This window comes from Corallococcus sp. NCSPR001 (assembly GCF_017309135.1).
Taxonomy (GTDB): Bacteria; Myxococcota; Myxococcia; order Myxococcales; family Myxococcaceae; genus Corallococcus.
In genome coordinates, this window is record NZ_JAFIMS010000002.1 from 5,942,251 (window position 1) to 5,960,739 (window position 18,489).

The window sequence follows — 18,489 nt, forward strand, 5'->3', positions numbered from 1 at the left end:
AGGAGAGAGGGCCGGGAGCTCAATAGCCGAACGACAGCGGCGCGGTTTCAGGATGGCTGTCCTCGTTCGAGAGGGTCGCCGGATGTTTCAGGCTCGCCCGGACGAAGTGCCGCATCAGGTAGAACCAGACCGCCGCCAGCGCGCCGTAGACGCAGGTGAAGCCAATCAGCGTCGTCCAGACCATGGCGGGGGAAACGGCGGTGGACACGCCGCTGGCCGTCAGCAGGCGAAGCGCGTCCACCCCGGTGGGGTTGGGCGCCACCAGCCAGGGCTGCCGCCCCATCTCGGTGAAGATCCAACCGAAGGAACACGCGAGGAACGGGGTGGGCAGCGCCGCGAGGCAGAGCCGGGCGAACCGCTCCGAGTTGCTCGCCGCGCCTCCGCGCGTGAGCCAGAACCCGAACAGCGCCAGCACCGCGCTCCCCACGCCCAGGCCGATCATCAAGCGGAAGGACCAGTAGGTGACGGCGAGGTTGGGGGCGTAGTCCGGCCCCGCCCCGTAGCGCTCCTCGTAGCGCTTCTGGACGTCATTGACGCCTTCGAGCGGCGCCTGGAAATCCGCGCGCGCGAGGTAGGACGTGAGGCCGGGGATCTCCAGCAGGTGGCGCACGCCCCGGCAATCGTTGCTCAGGTCTCCCACCGCGAGCAGCGAGAAGGGCGCACCGGCGCGTCCGTCGCAGAGCGCCTCGGCCGCAGCCATCTTCATGGGCTGCTGCTCGAACATCAGCTTCGCCTGGGCATCCCCGCTCACCGCCACGCCAATGCCAGACACGATGACGGTGACCAGGCCGAGCCGGAGCCCACCGCGAAAGGTCTGGGCCGCCACCGCTTCACCCGACCGGCTGGAGCGCACCATCAGCCAGCCGCAGATGCCCGCCACGAAGGTGCCCGCGACCAGGAAGGCGGAGGTCACCGTGTGGGGGAAGGCCACGAGCGCCGTGTTGTTGGTCAACACCGCCAGGATGTCCGTCATCTCCGCGCGCCCGGTGGCGGGATTGAAACGCGCACCCACGGGGTGCTGCATGAAGGAGTTGGCCGCGAGGATGAAGTAGGCCGAGAGGTTCACGGCGAACGCCACCAGCCAGATGGAGGCGAGGTGCAGCGCGCGCGGCAGCTGCTTCCAGCCGAAGATCCAGAGCCCCAGGAACGTGGATTCGATGAAGAAGGCCGCCAGCGCTTCCATCGCGAGCGGAGCGCCGAACACGTCCCCCACGAAGCGCGCGTACTCGCTCCAGTTCATTCCAAACTGGAACTCCTGGACGATGCCCGTCACCACGCCGAGCGCGAAGTTGATCAGGAAGAGCTTGCCGAAGAGCCGCGTCAGCCGGAGCCACGCAGGCTTCCGGGTCACCACCCAGAGCGTCTGCAGCAGCGCGACGAGCGGGGCGAGCCCGATGGTGAGAGGCACGAAGATGAAGTGATAGACCGTGGTGATTCCGAACTGCCACCGCGCGAGCTCTAGGCTGGTCATGACGGGAAGGCGTCATTGCAATCCCCCCGCCGTGCACGCTGCCTCGGATACCCCCTGGCGCTCGCGCAACCCCTGCGCGGCGCCATCGAGAGCCCGCGCAGATTCTGCGCTCCAGCGCGGCGGTTTGAGGCCCAACCGGCGGACCTCACACCGTCCGGGAGAAGCGGGGTTTCGCGGCCCTGGCGAGATAGGCGTCGAACACCATCGCCACGTTGCGCACGAAGAGGCGGCCGAGCGCCGTCAGCTCCAGCTGCGTGCCGTCGCGGACCAGGAGCCCGTCAGACTCGAAGGCGCGCAGCCGCTCCAGCTCCGGGGCGAAGTACGTCCCGCCGTCATCGCCGAGGTCCGTCCAGAAGTTGCACATCAGCTGGGTGATGACGGCGCGGCGGCGCCGGTCATCGTCGGTGAGGACGATGCCTCGTTCAGTGGCCAGGCGCCCCTCGGCCACCCGTGCGTAATAGGACGGCAGCGGCCGCACGTTCTGGGCATACGCCCCGCCCACGTCGCTGATGCCGGTGCTGCCCAGCGCCACCACGTCCGACGCGGCCTTCACCGTGTAGCCCTGGAAGTTGCGGCCCAGGCGGCGCCCGGCCTGCGCGCGCGCCAGCTCGTCCTCGGGCACCGCGAAGTGGTCCATGCCGATGGGCCGGTAGCCCGCCGTCGTGAAGGCCTCGCAGGCGGCGCGGAACAGCTCCAGCTTGGTGCGGGCGTCGGGAAGGGCCTCCGCGGGCATGCGCTTCTGGTGCTTCAGCACGTCCGGCATGAAGGCGAAGGAGTAGACGGCGAGCCGGTCCGGCCGCATCTCCAGCACCGTCTCCAGCGTGCGGCCCCAGCGCGCCGCGTCCTGGTGGGGCAGGCCGTAGATGAGGTCGAAGTTCACGCCGGTGAAGCCCAGCACGCGCGCCTGGTCCAGCAGCGCGCGCGTCTGCTCCGGCGTCTGGAGGCGGTTCGTCGTCCGCTGCACCTGGGGGTCGAAGTCCTGGAGCCCCATGGACACGCGGTTGAAGCCCAACTGGCGCAGCAGTGACAGCTGGCCCGGCGTGGTCAGCGCGGGGTGGACTTCGATGGCCACCTCCGCGTCCGGCAGCGGCGTGAAGCGGCGGGTGAGCTCCGTCCACAGCCGCTCCAGCTGCGCCTCGGTGAGGAAGGTGGGCGTACCGCCGCCCCAGTGGATCTGCGACAGACTCCGCCTCGCGCCCAGCCGCTGCGCGACCAGGTCCATCTCCATGCAGAGGTGGTCGAGGTAGCGGTCCGCCGCGCCCGGGTCCTGGCTGATGACCACGTTGCAGCCGCAGTACCAGCAGAGCCTGCGGCAGAATGGCAGGTGGACGTAGAGGGACAATGGCTGCGTGGCCTCCCGCGCGCCGGCCAGGGAGAGGCGCTCCGCCAGGGCGTCGGGGCCAAAATCGCCGCGCCACTCGGGGGCGGTGGGATAGCTGGTGTAGCGAGGGCCGGCGACGTTGTAGCGGGCCAGCAGCTCCTCGGACGGCGTGGGGATGTCGAAGCGGGGCTCCATCATGGCCCTGCCCTGTTCCAAACCCCGTGCCAGCGCACGCCCCGCCGGTGGACAGCTCGGCCACCGGCGGGGACGCCAGGCCTTCGAACGTCAGGTCGCGTCGTTGTCGCGCAGGAAGGCCAGGCGCTCCGCGAACTGCTGGAGCGTCTTCACCTGGGGCGACTCCAGGTAGTACCGCCGCTCGTAGTCTTCGATGGCGGAGGGCGTGAGGGGCGCGTCACCCCGGTCCCACGCGGGGTTGTAGAGGGCCCGGAGCTTCTCCATGTCGAAGGGCTCCTTGCCGGACGTGGCCCGGGCCTTCGCGACCTGCTCCCGCTCGGTAGCCTTGCGCTGCTGCTGCGCGGCGCGGAGCTGCTTCAGGGTGTCTTCGGCGGATGTCGGCATGCGCGTTCCTCGAGGGTGCAACACTCTGTTTTCAGGCTAGGGCCGCGAGCGGCCCGCTTCAACCCATGGGATGAGGCGGGCCCCTCCGTGGCTCACTCTGTCTTCTTCGAGTGTTGTTCCAGGGCCTCTCCCAGCGTCTTGCCTTTGTACTCGGTGAGGCGGGCCCGCATCTTCTGCGCGAACCCGGGGTCGGTGATGGCGCCCACCTGCCGGTTGATGAAGGCATCGTCGATGACCGTGTTCTTCACGCGCTCGGCCTCGGCGGCGGGGCTCTCCATGACGGCCCTGTCGAAGAGGGCCTGCTTCTCCGCCGTATCCGGCCCGTGCCACACGCCGTTGCGCTTCTCCGCCACCAGCACCTGCTTGCCGGTGTTGTCCGTCACCATCAGCTTGTAGTCGGTGATCTTCGGGTTGTTGATGACGCCCTGGAACTCACCCTCGCGCCCCATGAGCAGCTCGAGGCGGTTCTGGCGCACGCCCTTGAAGCCGCCCTCCACGGCCTCGAACGGGACGAGCGGATCCGCGGTGCCCGGGTTGCGCATGAGCACGCGGACGCTGGACGTCTCCAGCGGGACCTCCAGGTCGACGATCTTCACGTTGCGGCCTTCCACGGCCTTCAACATGCGCGGGATGTCGCTCTCGCCCGCGAAGCGCTTGTCGTAGACGACCGAGCTGCCCGGCCGCGAGAGCATCTCGTTCTCCACCCGCTGCGAGATGATGGAGCCCTCCACGTGCGCCTGGGACGTGGAGATCTTCCCGTCGTGCTCCGCGGCGATCTTCGCCTTGATGGGGTCCGGGTTGAGGGCGCCGCTCAGCTCGCCGTGCTCGTCCAGGACCTTGCTCTTGAGGTGCGGGTCGCTCTTCACGGCCGTCGTCTTGCCCGCGGCGGTGTTGCCGCGAAGCGCGTAGACGGTGTTGGGCTCCAGGCGGTCGGAGAGCGTCTGCGCCTTGTCCAGCTCCGTGTTGAGCAGCTTCTGCTGGAGCTCCCGCCGCTCCGGGACCCAGTTCTTGGGCTCCTCCAGCCACGTCCACAGCGAGCCGTCCTTGGGGGGCTCGCCGACGGTGAAGGCCTCGAAGGTGCTGACCTTGCCGCCCGAGCGCTCCAGGATGGCCTGACGGACCTCGTAGCTGCCGGCCGTCTTGCCCGTGCGCAGGTCCGCGGCCTTGACGAGCTTGAGGACGTCCTTGGCGTTCTCCGGCGTCACCGTGCCTTCGAAGACGCGGCCCTCGGAGGTCGTGAAGCGGATGTGGGGGCCGTTCGTCTCCAGGGCGCCCTTGGCCCGCACCTCGCGGATGAGCTGCCCGGCCTTGGCCGTGCCCGCGCCCACCACGCCACCGGTCGCCGCGCCCACCGTGCCGTCGATGGCGGCCCGCTTGCCCACCTCGACGAAGCCGTTGACGACGCCGTTCTCCCACGTCTCGCTGCGCGTGGCCGCGTCGAAGGCGCCACCCGCGGCGCCGCCCACCGCGCCTTCCTTCGCGCCCTGGATGGCCGCGGCCTTGACAGACGTCTCCACCGTCTCGCGCACCGCGGTGCCCGCGACCTCCTTCGCCGCGGTGGTGGCGCCCGTCCGGGCCCCGGCCGTCACGGCCCCGGCGCCCTTCCCCACCGGCAGCACCGCCGTGCCGCCCTCCACCGCGCCAATGCCCGCCTGGCGCAGCAGCTCCTGTCCGCCGGCCGCGTCACCCTGGAGGGCCGCGTACGTCCCCACGCGCGTCGCCGCGCCCAGGGCCGCGTAGCCCGCGATGGCCAGCGGCGTGGCCGCGCCACCCGTGCCGATGACGGCCGCGGTGGTGACCACGACGACGGCGGCGCTGGCCGCGCCGTCCGCCAGCGAGTCCTTGCTCGTCTGGAGCGACTTCACGTCGTCCGCGGCATAGCCGGTGAGCGTGTTGGCCCGCTGCGTGTCGCCGGTCTGGATGGCGGTCTCCGCCCGCGCCAGGTTGTTGTTGATGAGGTCGTTGTCGGACTCGCCCTTGAGGGCCCGCTGGACGCCGCCGAGCACCGAGGCGCCGAAACCCGACTCGTTCGCCTGCTGTTCACGCAGGCGGCGCACGCGCTCCTGCGCGGCGTTGGGATCGTTGGGGTTGACCGCGCCCAGGTCGTAGTCCTGCTTGAGCAGCTCCAGCTCGTCGCGCCCGTCCAGCTCCGAGTCCAGCTCCGCGCGCAGGTCCTTGCCGTACTTCTCCTTGTAGGCCGCGGCGATGTCGTCGAGCTCGGGCTTGGACTTGCCCTCCAGCGTCTGGCGGATGGCGTCCTCGTCGGTGCCCAGGCCGTCCATCGCGAGGTGGAGCTTCTCGGCGGCGGCCTCGGCCTGCGCCTTCTTGTCGCCCGGCGCGGGAGGGTTGAGCAGCCGCAGCGTCACGTCCGCGTCCGCGCCGCCCCAGCCGCGGATCTCGCTCTCCAGCGACTTGCCGGTCTGCCGCTGGTATTCGCTCTTGATGGCGTCGAGCTGGGCGGGCGTCTTGCCCTCCAGCACCTTGCGCACGCCCTTTTCGTCCGCGCCCGTCCAGCCGCTCATGGCGTCGCGGATGCGCGCCGCGTCCGCCTGGCCGGGAGTGCCCTGGAGCAGGCCCATGGCGCGGTCGTAGTCCTCGCTGCCCAGCTCGTCCTTGAGGCGCGCGGCGACGGCGGGGTCCTTGGCCAGCAGGGCGCGCTGTTCGGGCGTCGCCTTCTCCAGGCGCTCGAAGATGCGGTCCTCGTCGGTGCCCAGGCCGTCCATGTCCCGCTTCAGGCCGTCCTTGAGCGCCTGGGTCTCCAGCTCCAGCTTCTGCTGGGGCGTCTGGGCCTGGCTCGCGCCCAGCAGGCTCCGGGCGCGCGACATCTCGCCCGAGTCCAGCTCCTTGCCCAGCTTGGAGAGCATGAAGTCCTCGGCGGACTGACCCGCCGGGGCGCCGCCGTTCTGCTCCGCGAACTTCTGGGCAATGGCCTTGCGCTCCTCGGGCGAGCGCTTCTCCAGCGTCTTGAGGACCTCTTCCGAGGAGCCGAACACGCCGTCCAGCTCGGACTGGATGACGACCGCGTCGTTCTTCGCGGTGTCGCCCTTCAGCATCGCCTGGGCGCGCGTCCAGTCGTCTCCGCCCAGTTCGTCCTGGAGCTTGGCGTCCAGGTCCTTGTTGTAGTGGTCCTTGTAGGCCTGGCGGATGAGGTTGATCTGCTCGGGCGTCTTGCCCTCGAGCGTCTGGAAGATCTTGTCCTCGTCGGTCCCCCACCCGGTGACGCCGCCGTCCGTGGCCTCGTAGAGCGCGGTGGCGTCCTTGCTGGCCTGCTCGGCGGTGTACGCGGGGGTCGCGGGGGCCTTAGCGGGGCTCGCGGTCGTCGTGCCCGGGGGCGAGTCCGCGACCATCATGCGCTGGAGCTCGGGCGTGACCTTCGCGTCCGCGATGGCCTTCTGACGCTCCGGCGAGCCCGGGGGCGCGGAGAAGATCTTGTGGGCGGAGGTCGCCGGCAGCGTCCCAGACTGCCGGTACTGCGGCTGCTCCTTCAGGAAGGCCTGGAGGTTGTCGTAGCTCTTGCCGCTGGAGGGGTCGACGACGCGCTCACCCTGCCGCACGATGACGTGGCCGGTCTGCCCCTCCTGGCCGGGACGCGTGTCCTTGAGGAACACCAGCTCCGAGCGGGCCCGCAGCGCGGGGGTCGCCGTGTCCACCCAGTCCGCCGCCTTGTCCAGGCAGTTGGCCTGCGCGTCCTGGGTGTTCTCCGTCAGCAGCGAGCTGGCCGGCGGGGCAATCTGCGGGCCTTCCCGGGGCGCGGTCCGGTCGAAGCTGGACTGTGCGTTGGCCGGGACGGTGTTCGCCGCGGGCTTCGTCGCGACATTCGCGGGCGGAGGCGGAGGCGGCGGCGGTGGCGCAACCACCGGAGGCTGTGTCGTGACCGGCTGCCGAGGACGATTGCTACCAGTTCCGTCGATACCCATGCGCTTCCCCCAATCGGGCGCAGCAAATTGATGAGGGCCGCTCACATCGGGCCCACAAAACCCCTCGGCTGATTATCCATCAAAGGGACTCGCGGTTGCGTCCCCTGTCGCGGCTGGACAGAAACCCTGGAATTACCATGGGTTGGGCACCGCTCAGCGCCGGCTGGCGCGGGCGGGAGCGGCCTGGGGCTTGGGAGGACTGAACGACAGCTCGCGCAGGCGCATCTGAAGCGTCGCGAAGCTGTCCATGCGACGGGGGGCGTCCTTGTCCTCCGCGCGCAATGCCAGACGCGTCTCGACGTCCAGCTCGAAGCGCGTGGGCCACAAACGATCCAGGCTGAACGTGCAGCCGCCCTGACCTCGCACGTAGGTGGTGAGGGATTCGCCGCCCTTCTTCGTGCGGAGGTTGTCCGGCGCGGGCTGGGGCTTGGAGGTGGACTCCAGCTCCAATCGCAGGCCGAAGCCCGTGGCCTCCCGCTTCTTGAGCTCCAGGGTGGTCCGGGCTCCGGCGAGGGGCCCCTTGCCGGGCAAGGGAGGTGACCAGCGGGCCCCCAGCCCCACGGCATCGGTGGGCAGCATGCGCCCGAGGCCCGCGAGGGTGGCCGTCGCCTGCTGGAGCTGGGTGCGCACGGGGGCGGCCATGTCCTTGGGCAGCTTCAGCGTGAAGCCCTGGGAGCGTCCGTCCGCGCCCACGCGGCCCTCACCCGTCAGTCCGGGCAGCGGTTCCAGCTGCGCATGGAGCTTCTCCACGGCCTGGGGCGGCGTGCCGGGCTGGATGAGGAGCGCCGCGTTTTCGAGCGTGAACTGGAAGCGCACCTCTCCGGAAGCGGACACGCTGAGCACCTCCGCGGCGAGCACCATCTGGACGCCGGGAACGGGCGGGAGCGGCGTCTTCTGGCCCGCGTCCTTGATGGCGCCCTGGCTTTCGGAGCGGACGCGGATGCGTTGCACGCTCCCCACGAGAGGGCTGAGCCGCAGCGGCGCAAGGGGAGCACTGCCTCGTTCAAGGACTTTCATGGGAGCGGGAGGATAGCGCTTCCGTCGTCCGGAGGGAGGCTTCGTCCTAGCCGAGGAGGACGGCGGGGTCCGCCACCACGAGGTCCGCGCCGTGGCGGCGCAGCTCGGCAGGCTGGCCCACCCTGTCGACGCCAATGACATAGGCGAAGTGGGCGGCCCTCGCGGCCGCGACGCCGCCGGGTGTGTCCTCGAAGAGGACCGCATCGTCGGCGTCCACACCGAGGGCCCGGACGGCCGCGAGGTAGAGCTCGGGGGGCTGCGTGGCGTCCAGCCGCGCGTCGAAGAGCGCCGGGATGCCGGCGGACTGGAGCAGCTCCGCGCCGTGCCTGCTCGCGGAGACGGCCGCGGTCCGGAGTCCCTCGGCGCGCGCCGCCTGGACGTAGCGGACCGTCCCCTCGTAGGTGTCCACCCGCTCCTGCCGGAGCAGCTCCACCAGGAGCTCGCCCTTGCGGTCGTTCAGCGCGTGGACCGTGCCCTCCGGCAGTTCAATGCCGCGGGCATCGAGGAACGCGTGGATGCCTTCCAGGGGCGGCTTGCCGTCGAAGTAGCGGCTGTAGTCGCGCACCAGGTCGAAGGGGATGAAGGGCTGACGTGAGGACCGCGCCCGCTGCCGCAGGTAGTAGTCGCACAGCTGCTTCCAGGCCCGGGCGTGGAAGCTGGCCGTCTGCGTGAGGACGCCGTCGAGGCCGAAGAGGCAGGCCCGCGCGCGCGGCGGAAGTCCCAGCTTCGTCCGCGCGAGGGGCGGCTGGCCCAGGATGAAGGTGTCCACCGCGTGGGCGAAGCCCTCCTCGTCGTTGGTGCGCGTGACGTGGCGCGCAGGCCGCTGGACCTCCGGGCTGGCGTTGCCCATGGCGATGCCCATGCCGGCGATGCTCAACATGGGCAGGTCGTTGGCCATGTCCCCGATGGCAGCGATCTGCTCCAGGGGAAGCCCGAGCAGACGCGCGGCCTCGCGCACGACCATCCCCTTGTTCGCTTCAGGGTGCGTGACGTCGACGTAATAGGGCGTCGAACGCGCCGCAGAGGCCTCGGTGCCCAGCCGCAAGGCGAGCTCCACTTCGCAGCGCGCGACCTTCGCCGTGTCCTCGCTCACCCCGACGAGCTTGATGACTTCATCGAGCGCACCGTGCAGGTCCGCGATGACGACCGGGTCGAACCCGACGTTGCTCCGCTCGCGCGCCACGCGGAAGGCCTCGGGGGCGCGCAGGAACCACTCCGCCCCCTGGTAGACCCAGACATCCAGGCCCGCCTGGAGCATGAAGTCGACGGCCTGTCTGGCAATGGCGGGCGGCAGGGTCCGCTGCGCCAGCACCGTTGTGAGATCGGGTTTGACGTAGACGCCGCCGTTGAAGGCAGCCAGGGGCGCGGTGAGCTTCAACGAGGCCACCAACCCCGCCATCCCACGCGGCGGCCGCCCGCTCGTGAGGGTGAACTGGATACCGCTGGCGCGCAGCCGGGCGACGGCCTCGCAGGTTCGCGGGGTGAGGATCTTGTCCCGCGTCACCAGGGTCCCGTCGACGTCCGCGATGAGCAACTTGATGGTCATGGCTGTCTCCGCCCGCCCGCCGCCTCCACACACCGGGCGTCCTCGGTGACAGTGGGCCTGCATCAAGATGGCATCGCGACGTGGGCCGTACCATCCAGCCTGGCGCTCAAAGGCAGACCCGTTGCCGAGCGCCCCACCGCCCGTTGTTGGCGCACCGGGGCGCCCTCAGGTTTCCCTCCGGGGGGATGGGAGGACCACATGTCGACGATGCCAGGACTCGGTGAAACCGCGCGAGCCATCATCGCGGACGGAAAGGGCATCCTGGCGGCGGATGAGACGGTCGCCACGATCACGAAGCGCCTGACCGCGCGCGCAATCGAGTCGACCGCGGACAGCCGCCGCGCGTACCGGGAGCTGCTCTTCGGTACGCCCGGCATCGCCGGGTTCATCGGCGGTGTCATCATGCAGGACGAGACGATCCATCAGCGCAGCGAGGCTGGAGCTCCGCTGGTCGAGCTGCTGGCGGACCGAGGCATCATCCCCGGCATCAAGGTCGACGCAGGCGTCCACCCCCTGGCCGGCGCGCCGGGAGAGTCCGTCACGGAAGGGCTCGACGGCTTGCGCGCGCGGCTCGAGGAGTACCGCGAACTGGGCGCGCGCTTCGCCAAGTGGCGCGCGGTCTTCGTCATCCGCGCCGGGCTGCCCACCGCGGCGTGCATCCACGCGAACGCGCACGCGCTCGCGCGCTACGCCACCCTCTGCCAGGAGCAGGGCCTGGTGCCCATCGTGGAGCCCGAGGTCCTGATGGAGGGCGCGCACGCGCTCGAGCCGTGCGAGGACGTGACGGGGCGCGTGCTGCAGGCGGTCTTCGATGAGCTCTTCGCCGCGGGGGCGTCCCTGGAAGGGCTGTTGCTCAAGCCGAACATGGTCACCGCCGGCCACGGCTTCGCGAGGCACGTCCCGGTGGCGGAGGTGGCGGAGGCGACGTTGCGCGTCCTGAGGCGCCACGTGCCACCCGCGGTCCCTGGAATCGTCTTCCTGTCCGGCGGACAGGACGCGGTCCTGGCCACGGAGCACCTCAACGCCATCAACGCGCTGGAAGGCCCGAAGCCCTGGACACTGAGCTTCTCCTTCGGACGCGCGCTGCAGGACGAGGCGCTCGAAGCCTGGCGGGGCCAGAGCGCGCGCGTGCCCGCCGCCCAGCGGGCGTTCCACCACCGCGCCCTGTGTGACAGCGCGGCGGCCCAGGGCGCGTACAGCGCGGACATGGAGGGCGAAGCGGGCTTCGCCCCCTCCGACTCCACGCTCCACATCCACCACTGATGGGAGGCATCTCATGGCACACCCCGAAGGAACGGAAGCGATGGAGGATGGGTCGCCGTTGTCCGCCAGGGAGCACGGCCCGGGGCCCTCTGCTCCAGGCCGCGAGCGGACCCGGGGCGAGGGACCGCTCACCGCCAGGGAAGTGGAGTTGATGAACGCGTACTGGCGGGCGTGCAACTACCTGTCGGTGGGGATGATCTACCTCCAGGACAACCCGCTGCTGCGACGGCCCCTGACGCCGAAGGACGTGAAGTACCGGCTGCTCGGCCACTGGGGCGCGAGCCCGGCGCTCTCGTTCATCTGGGTCCACCTGAACCGGCTCATCGTCGAGCAGAACCTCGACGTCATCTTCGTGGCCGGGCCGGGCCACGGCGCTCCGGGCGTGCTCGGGCCGGCGTACCTGGAGGGCACCTACTCGGAGGTCTATCCGGACAAGAGCATGGACGCGGAGGGGATGCGAAAGTTCTTCAAGCAGTTCTCCTTCCCCGGGCACATCGGCAGCCACGTCACCCCGGAGACGCCCGGCTCCATCCACGAAGGCGGCGAGCTGGGCTACAGCCTCTCCCACGCGTACGGCATGGCCTTCGACAACCCGGACCTCATCGTCGCCTGCGTCGTGGGGGACGGCGAGGCCGAGACGGGGCCGCTCGCGACGGCCTGGCACTCGAACAAGTTCCTCAACCCCGTGCGGGACGGCGCCGTGCTGCCCATCCTGAACCTCAACGGGTACAAGATCGCCAACCCGACCATCCTCTCCCGCATCAGCCCGGAGGAACTGGAGGCGCTGTTCGTCGGCTACGGCTACAAGCCCTACTTCGTCGAGGGCAGCGACCCGGCCCAGATGCACCAGAAGATGGCGGAGACCCTGGAGCAGGCCGTCGAGGAGATCCGCGCCCTGCAGAAGACGGCGCGGCTGACGGACACCCCGACGCGTCCGCGCTGGCCCATGATCATCCTGCGCTCGCCCAAGGGATGGACCGGTCCAAAGGAGCTGGACGGGCACAAGCTGGAGGGAAGCTGGCGCTCGCACCAGGTCCCCTTCGGCGACGTGCGAGGCAACCCGGCCCACCTGAAGGCGCTCGAGGACTGGATGCGCGGCTACCGGCCCGAGGAGCTGTTCGACGCGACGGGACAGCTGATGCCGGAGCTCCGGTCGCTCGCGCCCAAGGGAATCCGGCGGATGAGCGCGAACCCCCACGCCAACGGCGGCCTGCTCCGCAAGGCGCTCAGGCTGCCTGACTTCCGCGACTACGCGGTCAAGGTCGGCTCGCGCGGCACCACGCTGCATGAGAACACGAAGCCGCTCGGCGAGTTCCTGCGCGACATCATGCGCGACAACCCGACGAACTTCCGCGTCTTCGGTCCGGACGAGACCGCCTCCAACCGGCTCCAGGCCATCTACGAGGTGAGCGGCAAGACGTGGATGGCCAAGATGGTGCCGGAGGATGCCGACGGGGGCTACCTCGCGCGGGACGGCCGCGTCATGGAGATGCTGTCGGAGCACACGCTGCTGGGCTGGCTGGAGGGATACCTGCTCACGGGGCGCCACGGCTTCTTCCACACCTACGAGGCGTTCGCCCACGTCGTGGACTCCATGTTCAACCAGCACGCCAAGTGGTTGGACATCAGCAAGAACCACGTGAGATGGCGGGCGCCCGTTGCGTCGGAGAACATCCTGCTGTCCTCGACGGTGTGGCGTCAGGACCACAACGGGTTCTCACACCAGGACCCGGGCTTCATCGACCTGGTGACGAACAAGTCCGGCTCGGTCACGCGCATCTACCTGCCGCCGGATGCCAACACGCTGCTGGTGGTGGCGGACCGGTGCCTGCGCAGCACCGACTGCGTCAACGTCATCGTCGCGGACAAGCAGAAGCACCTGCAGTTCACCAGCATCGACGAGGCCATCGCCCACTGCGCCAAGGGGCTCGGCATCTGGAAGCGGGCCAGCACGGACGAGGACGTGGAGCCGGATGTCATCATGGCCTGCTGCGGTGACGTCGCGACGCAGGAGGCCCTGGCCGCCGCCTCCATCCTGCGCGCGCGCGCACCGCACCTGAAGCTGCGCTTCATCAACATCGTCGACCTGTTCAAGCTCCAGTCGTCGGCGGATCACCCGCACGGGTCCACGCAACGCGAGTTCCAGAGCCTGTTCCCGCCGGGCAAGCCCATCATCTTCAACTTCCACGGCTATGCGTCACTCATCCACAAGCTGGCCTATCGCTTCATCGACCACGAAGACCTGCACGTGCATGGCTACCGGGAGAAGGGCAACATCAACACGCCCTTCGAGCTGGCGATCCTCAACGAGACGTCCCGCTACCACCTGGTCATCGACGTCATTGACCGCGTGCCGGGGCTGGGCGCGAAGGCGGGGCACCTGAAGGAGGAGATGAAGAACGCCATCCTCGACAACCTGGCCTACGCGCACGAGCACGGCCGGGACCGGCCCGAGGTCGCGGGCTGGACCTGGCCGGACTGAGGTTCGCGCCACGGCGCTCCCGGGCCCTGGAAGCAGGCCCGGGAGCCGCCGCGTCAGGCGCGGGGCTCGGTGAGGATGTAGGCCGCGTTGACGAGCGAGAAGTGGCTGAACGCCTGCGGGAAGTTGCCCAGCTGCGCGTGCAGCTTCGGCATGTACTCCTCGGCGAGCAGGCCCAGGTCGTTGCTCAAGGACAGCAGGTGCTCGAACAGCCGCCGGGCATCCTCGAAGCGCCCCATCATCTGGTACGTGCCGGCGAGCCAGAACGAGCACGCGAGGAAGGTCCCCTCCTCTCCGCTGAGCCCGTCCACGGAGCCGGTGGCGTCCGGCTTGAAGCGGAGCACCAGCCCGTCCTGGAGCAGCTCGCGCTCGATGCACTCCACCGTGCCCACCACCCGCGGGTCCGTTGCCGGAAGGAAGCCGGTCATCGGGATGTAGAGCAGGCTCGCGTCCATGTCCTTGCCGCCGTAGTACTGCACGAAGCTGTTCATCTCGCGATTGAAGCCCTGCGCGCAGACCTCCTCGAAGATGCTCTCCCGGGCTTCCAGCAGTTGCTCCATCGGGGCCGTCAGCTTCGTCTCATCCGAGGCCTTGATGGCCCGGTCGATCGCCGCCCACGCGGCCACCTTGGAGGCGGTGAAGTGGCGGTTGGGGCCGCGCATCTCCCAGATGCCCTTGTCGGGCTGCCGCCAGACCTTCATCGCCTGCTCGGCCACGTTGAGCAGCGCGCGCTGCGCGACGGGGCCGACCTCGCCGAAGTATTTCGCGCCCGCGTAGAGCACCGCGGCCACCTCGCCGAGCACGTCGAGCTGGAACTGGTTGTAGGCCCCGTTGCCGATGCGCACGGGCTTCGCTCCGCCGTAACCGTCGAGCCAGTCCAGCTCGGACTCCGTGAGGCGGCGCTCGCCTCGGATGCCGTACATGATCTGCATCTGGGCGGGGTCTCCCGCGATGGCGCGCATCACCCACTTCCAGAACGAGGTTGCCTCGTCGTTCAGGCCCGCGCGGTTCAGGGCGTTGTGCGCGAGCACGGCGTCACGCAGCCACGTGAAGCGGTAGTCCCAGTTGCGTTCACCTCCCGGCGTCTCCGGGAGCGACGTGGTGGGCGCGGCCACGATTCCGCCCGTGCGCTCGTAGCTGCAGGCCTTGATGGTGATGAGGGAGCGGACGACCTCGTCGCGGTATCTGGGCGGCGGGACGATCTGCGACACCCACTGGGTCCAGTAGCGGTGGGTCTCCTGTTCAGCCTGGTCCGCATCCAGGTTCGGTGGGATCTGATCCAACCACGAGTAGTTCCAGCTCATCACCCAGGAGAACCGCTGGCCCTCGGTCACCTCGAAGTTCGAGACCAGCGGGGACGCGGTATCCCTGTCCGTGCGCCGGATGAACAACGCGTCCGGGCCGGCGAACGCACGGAGCGAGCCGCCCATGCTCTCCACCCTGGGGATGGAGCGGCCAAAGGCGAAGCGTGGCGTCAGCTTCGAGTGCATCGCCACCGTCCCCTTCACGCCCACGAGCGTCCGGACGATCCTGGGGAACTCCTGGCCGACGGGCATGAAGTCGATCAACCGGACGGTGCCCGAGCCGCAGGTGAACTCCGTCTCGAGGATCAGGGTGTCCTTGCGATAGCGGCGGGTGATCTTCTGGATGGACTCCCTGGGTCCCAGCGCCCACTCGCCGTTCTCCTCCGTCCCGAGCAGGCTCGCGAAACAGGCGTCCGAGTCGAAGTCTGGCAAGCACAACCAGTCGATGGTCCCGTCCCGGGCGACCAATGCCGCCGAGCGCATGTTTCCGATGAGCGCGTGATCCTCGATCCTGCGGTTCGCCTGGATCCCAGGCTGCGCCGGGACGACAGGCTCCCGGGCCTTCTGTTGTCGCGTGACTTGTTCCGCCATGGCCGTGGCTCCCCCTTGCCTCATGATCAATCCTTGACGCTGGCGTCCGGGATGCGGAGGCGCAACCGTCACGGCGGAGGGAGAGCGACCGCCTGGTGCTCCGGGGGCACGTCCCAGGCATGCCCCCTGTCGGAGGGTAGCGGCCGTCAAGGCTTCAAGAAGCCAAAAGCCTTGCAGCTCTCATTCCGGACGTACCTGAAGCGTTGGAGGGGCATGCGTCCGATGTTGGAGTGAGGCTCCGGCGAAGCAATGCAGAGCGCCGGCTTGGGTGTGCCCGGCTCGGCCTTGCCGACCGTGAAGGAGTAGGACATCGACGGTGATGCGCTCGGAGACGTGATCTGGATCGTCGTCCCGTCGGGGAACGGAACGCCACCGAACCCCGCCTTCACGGCCCCACCGTCGACCTGCGCGGTGGCGGCTTGCGCCGGGCACTGCGTCTGCGCGCCCACCCACGCGAACAGCTCCCCCACCCCCGTATCCAACAGCATGGTCCCGCACAGTGGCTTGCCTGGACCGCCGTTGGACGGAGTGATGGTCAGGCAGCCGCTGGCCTTGCCATTCGTGTCGAGGCGGGCCCAGGTGATGCCCCGGGTCTCGGTCTCGTTCAGCCCGACCGTGATGCCTTCGGGCCCGAAGATGTAGCCCACCGCCGGGAGGTTCGGGAGTTCAGCGAAGACGTTGGTGTGGCTGGCGAGGGTTCCGTCCTTCCGCACGAGCTGGGCAGGGGTTGGCTGGAAGCCCACTCCCATCATTCCGAGGGTGCTGTTCTTTGTCACCGGCTCGCAGTGGCTTTCCTTCCCGCAGGTTTCCGTCACCGCATAGACGGTCACCTTGGCCGCGGTCGGCGCGTTCGGTAACGCCGCGTTCGCGGGCACCGGGTTGACGGTGACCGGCACGTCGACGAGGTAGCCACGATAACTGAACCCGCTGCTGCCATAGCCGTAGGGCACCAGGCCAGACACGACCAGGGAGCTGCTTGGGAGGGCTTTCGGATCCGCTGGCAGCCCGCCCACCTTGTCGTAGGGGAGGACCAGCAGGTTCGAACCGGTATCGACGAGGACCGTGTACGGAAGCCCGCCGTTCACGCTGACATTGAGGTGGTAGCCGTTGGCGATGGGGACGGTTTTGTGGGCGGGCTTCGATGCGCTGGGCCCATGGACGGACTTGAGCTTGTACACGGTCCCCGGTTCGTACTTGCAGACCGGTTGGACAAAGGCTTCGGGGGGCGTGGCCGCGACGACGTAAAGCAGGGACGCGGCGATGGCGGTTGACATGTTGTAGGTCTGGGGGAACCCAGCCGTCCTGGCGGGTTGCTCAGCCCTTGCCTGCCGCGCCTGGGCACCCGTGAAACGGGCCTGACCTGCTCAGTCCTCCCATTCGACATCCACGGCTGGCAATGATTACCCGCTCCCTCGCAGATGTGCATTCTTCTTGAGGCCAAACATGCCCTGTTCAAACCACTCGACCGAGGCCGACGCAGACTGCGTGCCTTGCTTTGTCGAGCATGCGCTGCGTGTCAACTCCATCATCGCGCAGTGGAAAAAGGACGAACTGGACGAGGATGCGAAGAAGGAACTACAGGAGCACCGAAAAAGCCTCGATTCGCAATACCGAGCGCTCAAGCTCCAGGGAGACAATACCGATCTCTGCCGAATCATCCTTCGCGAACTCAACGGACATTTTCGGCGACTCGAAGCGTCAACCATAGGAGACTGGAAAGCCATTACGAACTGGACCATCACAAATGAACATCTCGCCCTGTATCGATCCCGCATCAGGAAGATGGGTATTTGGATCGGCTTCACGGAACTAAACAGGCTCGGACTGATGTTCTCCGTGCGATTCAGGATTGCCATTCCATCAGAAAAAGACTGGCGGTACCTGACGGCCGGCGACCCTGAGAGCACCTGGGAGGTAAACAATACCGCCCTTCAATGGGATGGCACGCACTATCAAGTGGCCAAGCTCTCTTCCGGCGCCGATCCCCAGATCACGGACCACATCACAACCAATCCGCTTGGAGACTGTGCCCTTGAGTCCTTCTTGACACTGATTGGCGACCCCTCGGAGTTCGCGCGGAAGCCAATCAATGCGCTCAGCAATGAAAAGATAGACCTGGTCATGAAGTTCATGGATGTCCTCAACACGCGGACCGACATCAGCGAGCCCGTTGATGCCACCAATACGAAATATCTTGATTCCATCATGAAACTCCGCGACTTGCTTGCCAGAGACATGCTCGACGCCGAGGTAAGCGACGCAATCATCGCTGAAGGGGTGTTGCCAAAAAATGATGACAGCGACGTTTCGGACAAGACCGCCCAAACCTTGAAGGCGCTTGGCGAACTCTCCAAGGCTGTTTTCACAAGTGCCGGCAAGAACGCGACTGAAGTTCAGGCCATCTGCATGGATGAATACATCGTCGTGACGGCGAACAAACCGTCGACACTCGCCAGTATTTCCGCAAAGAGCTCAATCAAACTCCTCCCAGACAAGGACACGAACAAACAAAGCTTCGCCGAGAGCAGGACACTCCTGAAGGAATACGGGAGTTGCAAGTTCGCCAACACCACTGCTGAATGCATCAACAAGATGACCGGCGGCAAGTGCGTGATCATCCTCAAAGAGCAAGAAGAGGCCCCAACAGATCTGCATGCGGAGCAACGCTTGCTGCTGGTCCTCGCAGAGCGCTTGAAAACCAACAACGTCCCCAAATCTGTCTACATCGCGGGCGCGAAGCCCCCATGTGCAACCTGTGGCGGAGTCCTGCGTGCGCTCAAGGAGGAGATCAAAAATCTATACGCGTTGGATTTTGACTACACCAAGCGCAAAGACGAAGGAGGCCACATCGACCATGCAATCAACCTCAAAGTCGAGAAGGCTGGCTCACCGTACTATACGCTGACGAGCAGGTATCAGCAGGCCTGGCAGAAAATTCCCAAGAAGCAGAAGGCTGGCAGCCAATAGCCTCCCGGGTCCTGGGTGGCGATCCACGCCCGGT

Annotated in this window: 11 protein-coding genes; 3 read left to right on the forward strand and 8 right to left on the reverse strand. The window is 68.1% G+C overall.

Going from position 1 to position 18,489, the window contains the following annotated elements; genetic code table 11:
- Positions 1 to 19: 19 nt before the first annotated feature.
- The 6 genes from JYJ93_RS25725 to JYJ93_RS25750 form a co-directional block, all read right to left on the reverse strand.
- Positions 20 to 1,471 carry a cytochrome ubiquinol oxidase subunit I gene (locus tag JYJ93_RS25725; protein ID WP_206795759.1) on the reverse strand — a complete coding sequence of 484 codons (1,452 nt, stop codon included), beginning with the start codon at positions 1,469 to 1,471 and terminating at the stop codon, positions 20 to 22.
- Between the two features lie 145 nt (positions 1,472 to 1,616).
- Entirely contained in the window at positions 1,617 to 2,990 is a 1,374-nt protein-coding gene (gene hemN / locus JYJ93_RS25730) for an oxygen-independent coproporphyrinogen III oxidase (RefSeq protein WP_206795761.1), read from the reverse strand.
- A gap of 87 nt (positions 2,991 to 3,077) precedes the next feature.
- Complete coding sequence (locus tag JYJ93_RS25735) at positions 3,078 to 3,371, reverse strand: hypothetical protein (protein ID WP_171811545.1); 294 nt, start codon at positions 3,369 to 3,371, stop codon at positions 3,078 to 3,080.
- A gap of 92 nt (positions 3,372 to 3,463) precedes the next feature.
- Entirely contained in the window at positions 3,464 to 7,228 is a 3,765-nt protein-coding gene (locus JYJ93_RS25740) for an annexin (RefSeq protein WP_206795763.1), read from the reverse strand.
- 213 nt (positions 7,229 to 7,441) lie between these two features.
- Entirely contained in the window at positions 7,442 to 8,239 is a 798-nt protein-coding gene (locus tag JYJ93_RS25745) for a hypothetical protein (RefSeq protein WP_206795772.1), read from the reverse strand.
- Positions 8,240 to 8,351: 112 nt separating this feature from the next.
- On the reverse strand, positions 8,352 to 9,851 hold the full coding sequence (locus tag JYJ93_RS25750; RefSeq protein WP_242543930.1) for a Cof-type HAD-IIB family hydrolase: 1,500 nt from the start codon (positions 9,849 to 9,851) through the stop codon (positions 8,352 to 8,354).
- Positions 9,852 to 10,049: 198 nt separating this feature from the next.
- Here JYJ93_RS25750 and JYJ93_RS25755 point away from each other — a divergent pair, with 198 nt between their 5' ends.
- Both JYJ93_RS25755 and JYJ93_RS25760 read left to right on the forward strand, forming a co-directional pair.
- Positions 10,050 to 11,114 carry a class I fructose-bisphosphate aldolase gene (locus tag JYJ93_RS25755; RefSeq protein WP_206795777.1) on the forward strand — a complete coding sequence of 355 codons (1,065 nt, stop codon included), beginning with the start codon at positions 10,050 to 10,052 and terminating at the stop codon, positions 11,112 to 11,114.
- Positions 11,115 to 11,127: 13 nt separating this feature from the next.
- Positions 11,128 to 13,596, forward strand: coding sequence for a phosphoketolase family protein (locus JYJ93_RS25760; protein ID WP_206795779.1), 2,469 nt, complete (start codon positions 11,128 to 11,130; stop codon positions 13,594 to 13,596).
- Positions 13,597 to 13,649: 53 nt separating this feature from the next.
- On the opposite strand, the gene JYJ93_RS25765 is transcribed toward JYJ93_RS25760, so the two are convergent.
- Entirely contained in the window at positions 13,650 to 15,488 is a 1,839-nt protein-coding gene (locus tag JYJ93_RS25765; protein ID WP_206795781.1) for a glycoside hydrolase family 15 protein, read from the reverse strand.
- Positions 15,489 to 15,634: 146 nt separating this feature from the next.
- Entirely contained in the window at positions 15,635 to 16,762 is a 1,128-nt protein-coding gene (locus tag JYJ93_RS25770) for a hypothetical protein (RefSeq protein WP_206795783.1), read from the reverse strand.
- A 169-nt stretch (positions 16,763 to 16,931) separates the two neighbouring features.
- Here JYJ93_RS25770 and JYJ93_RS25775 point away from each other — a divergent pair, with 169 nt between their 5' ends.
- Complete coding sequence (locus JYJ93_RS25775; RefSeq protein ID WP_206795785.1) at positions 16,932 to 18,455, forward strand: hypothetical protein; 1,524 nt, start codon at positions 16,932 to 16,934, stop codon at positions 18,453 to 18,455.
- The last annotated feature ends 34 nt before the right edge of the window (positions 18,456 to 18,489 follow it).

Excerpts from the sequence above, each read along its gene's own strand:
- JYJ93_RS25725 (WP_206795759.1), bottom strand. The coding sequence starts at position 1,471 with ATGACCAGCCTAGAGCTCGCGCGGTGGCAGTTCGGAATCACCACGGTC.
- JYJ93_RS25755 (WP_206795777.1), top strand. The coding sequence starts at position 10,050 with ATGTCGACGATGCCAGGACTCGGTGAAACCGCGCGAGCCATCATCGCG.
- JYJ93_RS25735 (WP_171811545.1), bottom strand. The coding sequence starts at position 3,371 with ATGCCGACATCCGCCGAAGACACCCTGAAGCAGCTCCGCGCCGCGCAG.
- JYJ93_RS25770 (WP_206795783.1), bottom strand. The coding sequence starts at position 16,762 with ATGTCAACCGCCATCGCCGCGTCCCTGCTTTACGTCGTCGCGGCCACG.
- JYJ93_RS25750 (WP_242543930.1), bottom strand. The coding sequence starts at position 9,851 with ATGACCATCAAGTTGCTCATCGCGGACGTCGACGGGACCCTGGTGACG.
- JYJ93_RS25775 (WP_206795785.1), top strand. The coding sequence starts at position 16,932 with ATGCCCTGTTCAAACCACTCGACCGAGGCCGACGCAGACTGCGTGCCT.
- JYJ93_RS25765 (WP_206795781.1), bottom strand. The coding sequence starts at position 15,488 with ATGGCGGAACAAGTCACGCGACAACAGAAGGCCCGGGAGCCTGTCGTC.
- JYJ93_RS25760 (WP_206795779.1), top strand. The coding sequence starts at position 11,128 with ATGGCACACCCCGAAGGAACGGAAGCGATGGAGGATGGGTCGCCGTTG.
- hemN (WP_206795761.1), bottom strand. The coding sequence starts at position 2,990 with ATGATGGAGCCCCGCTTCGACATCCCCACGCCGTCCGAGGAGCTGCTG.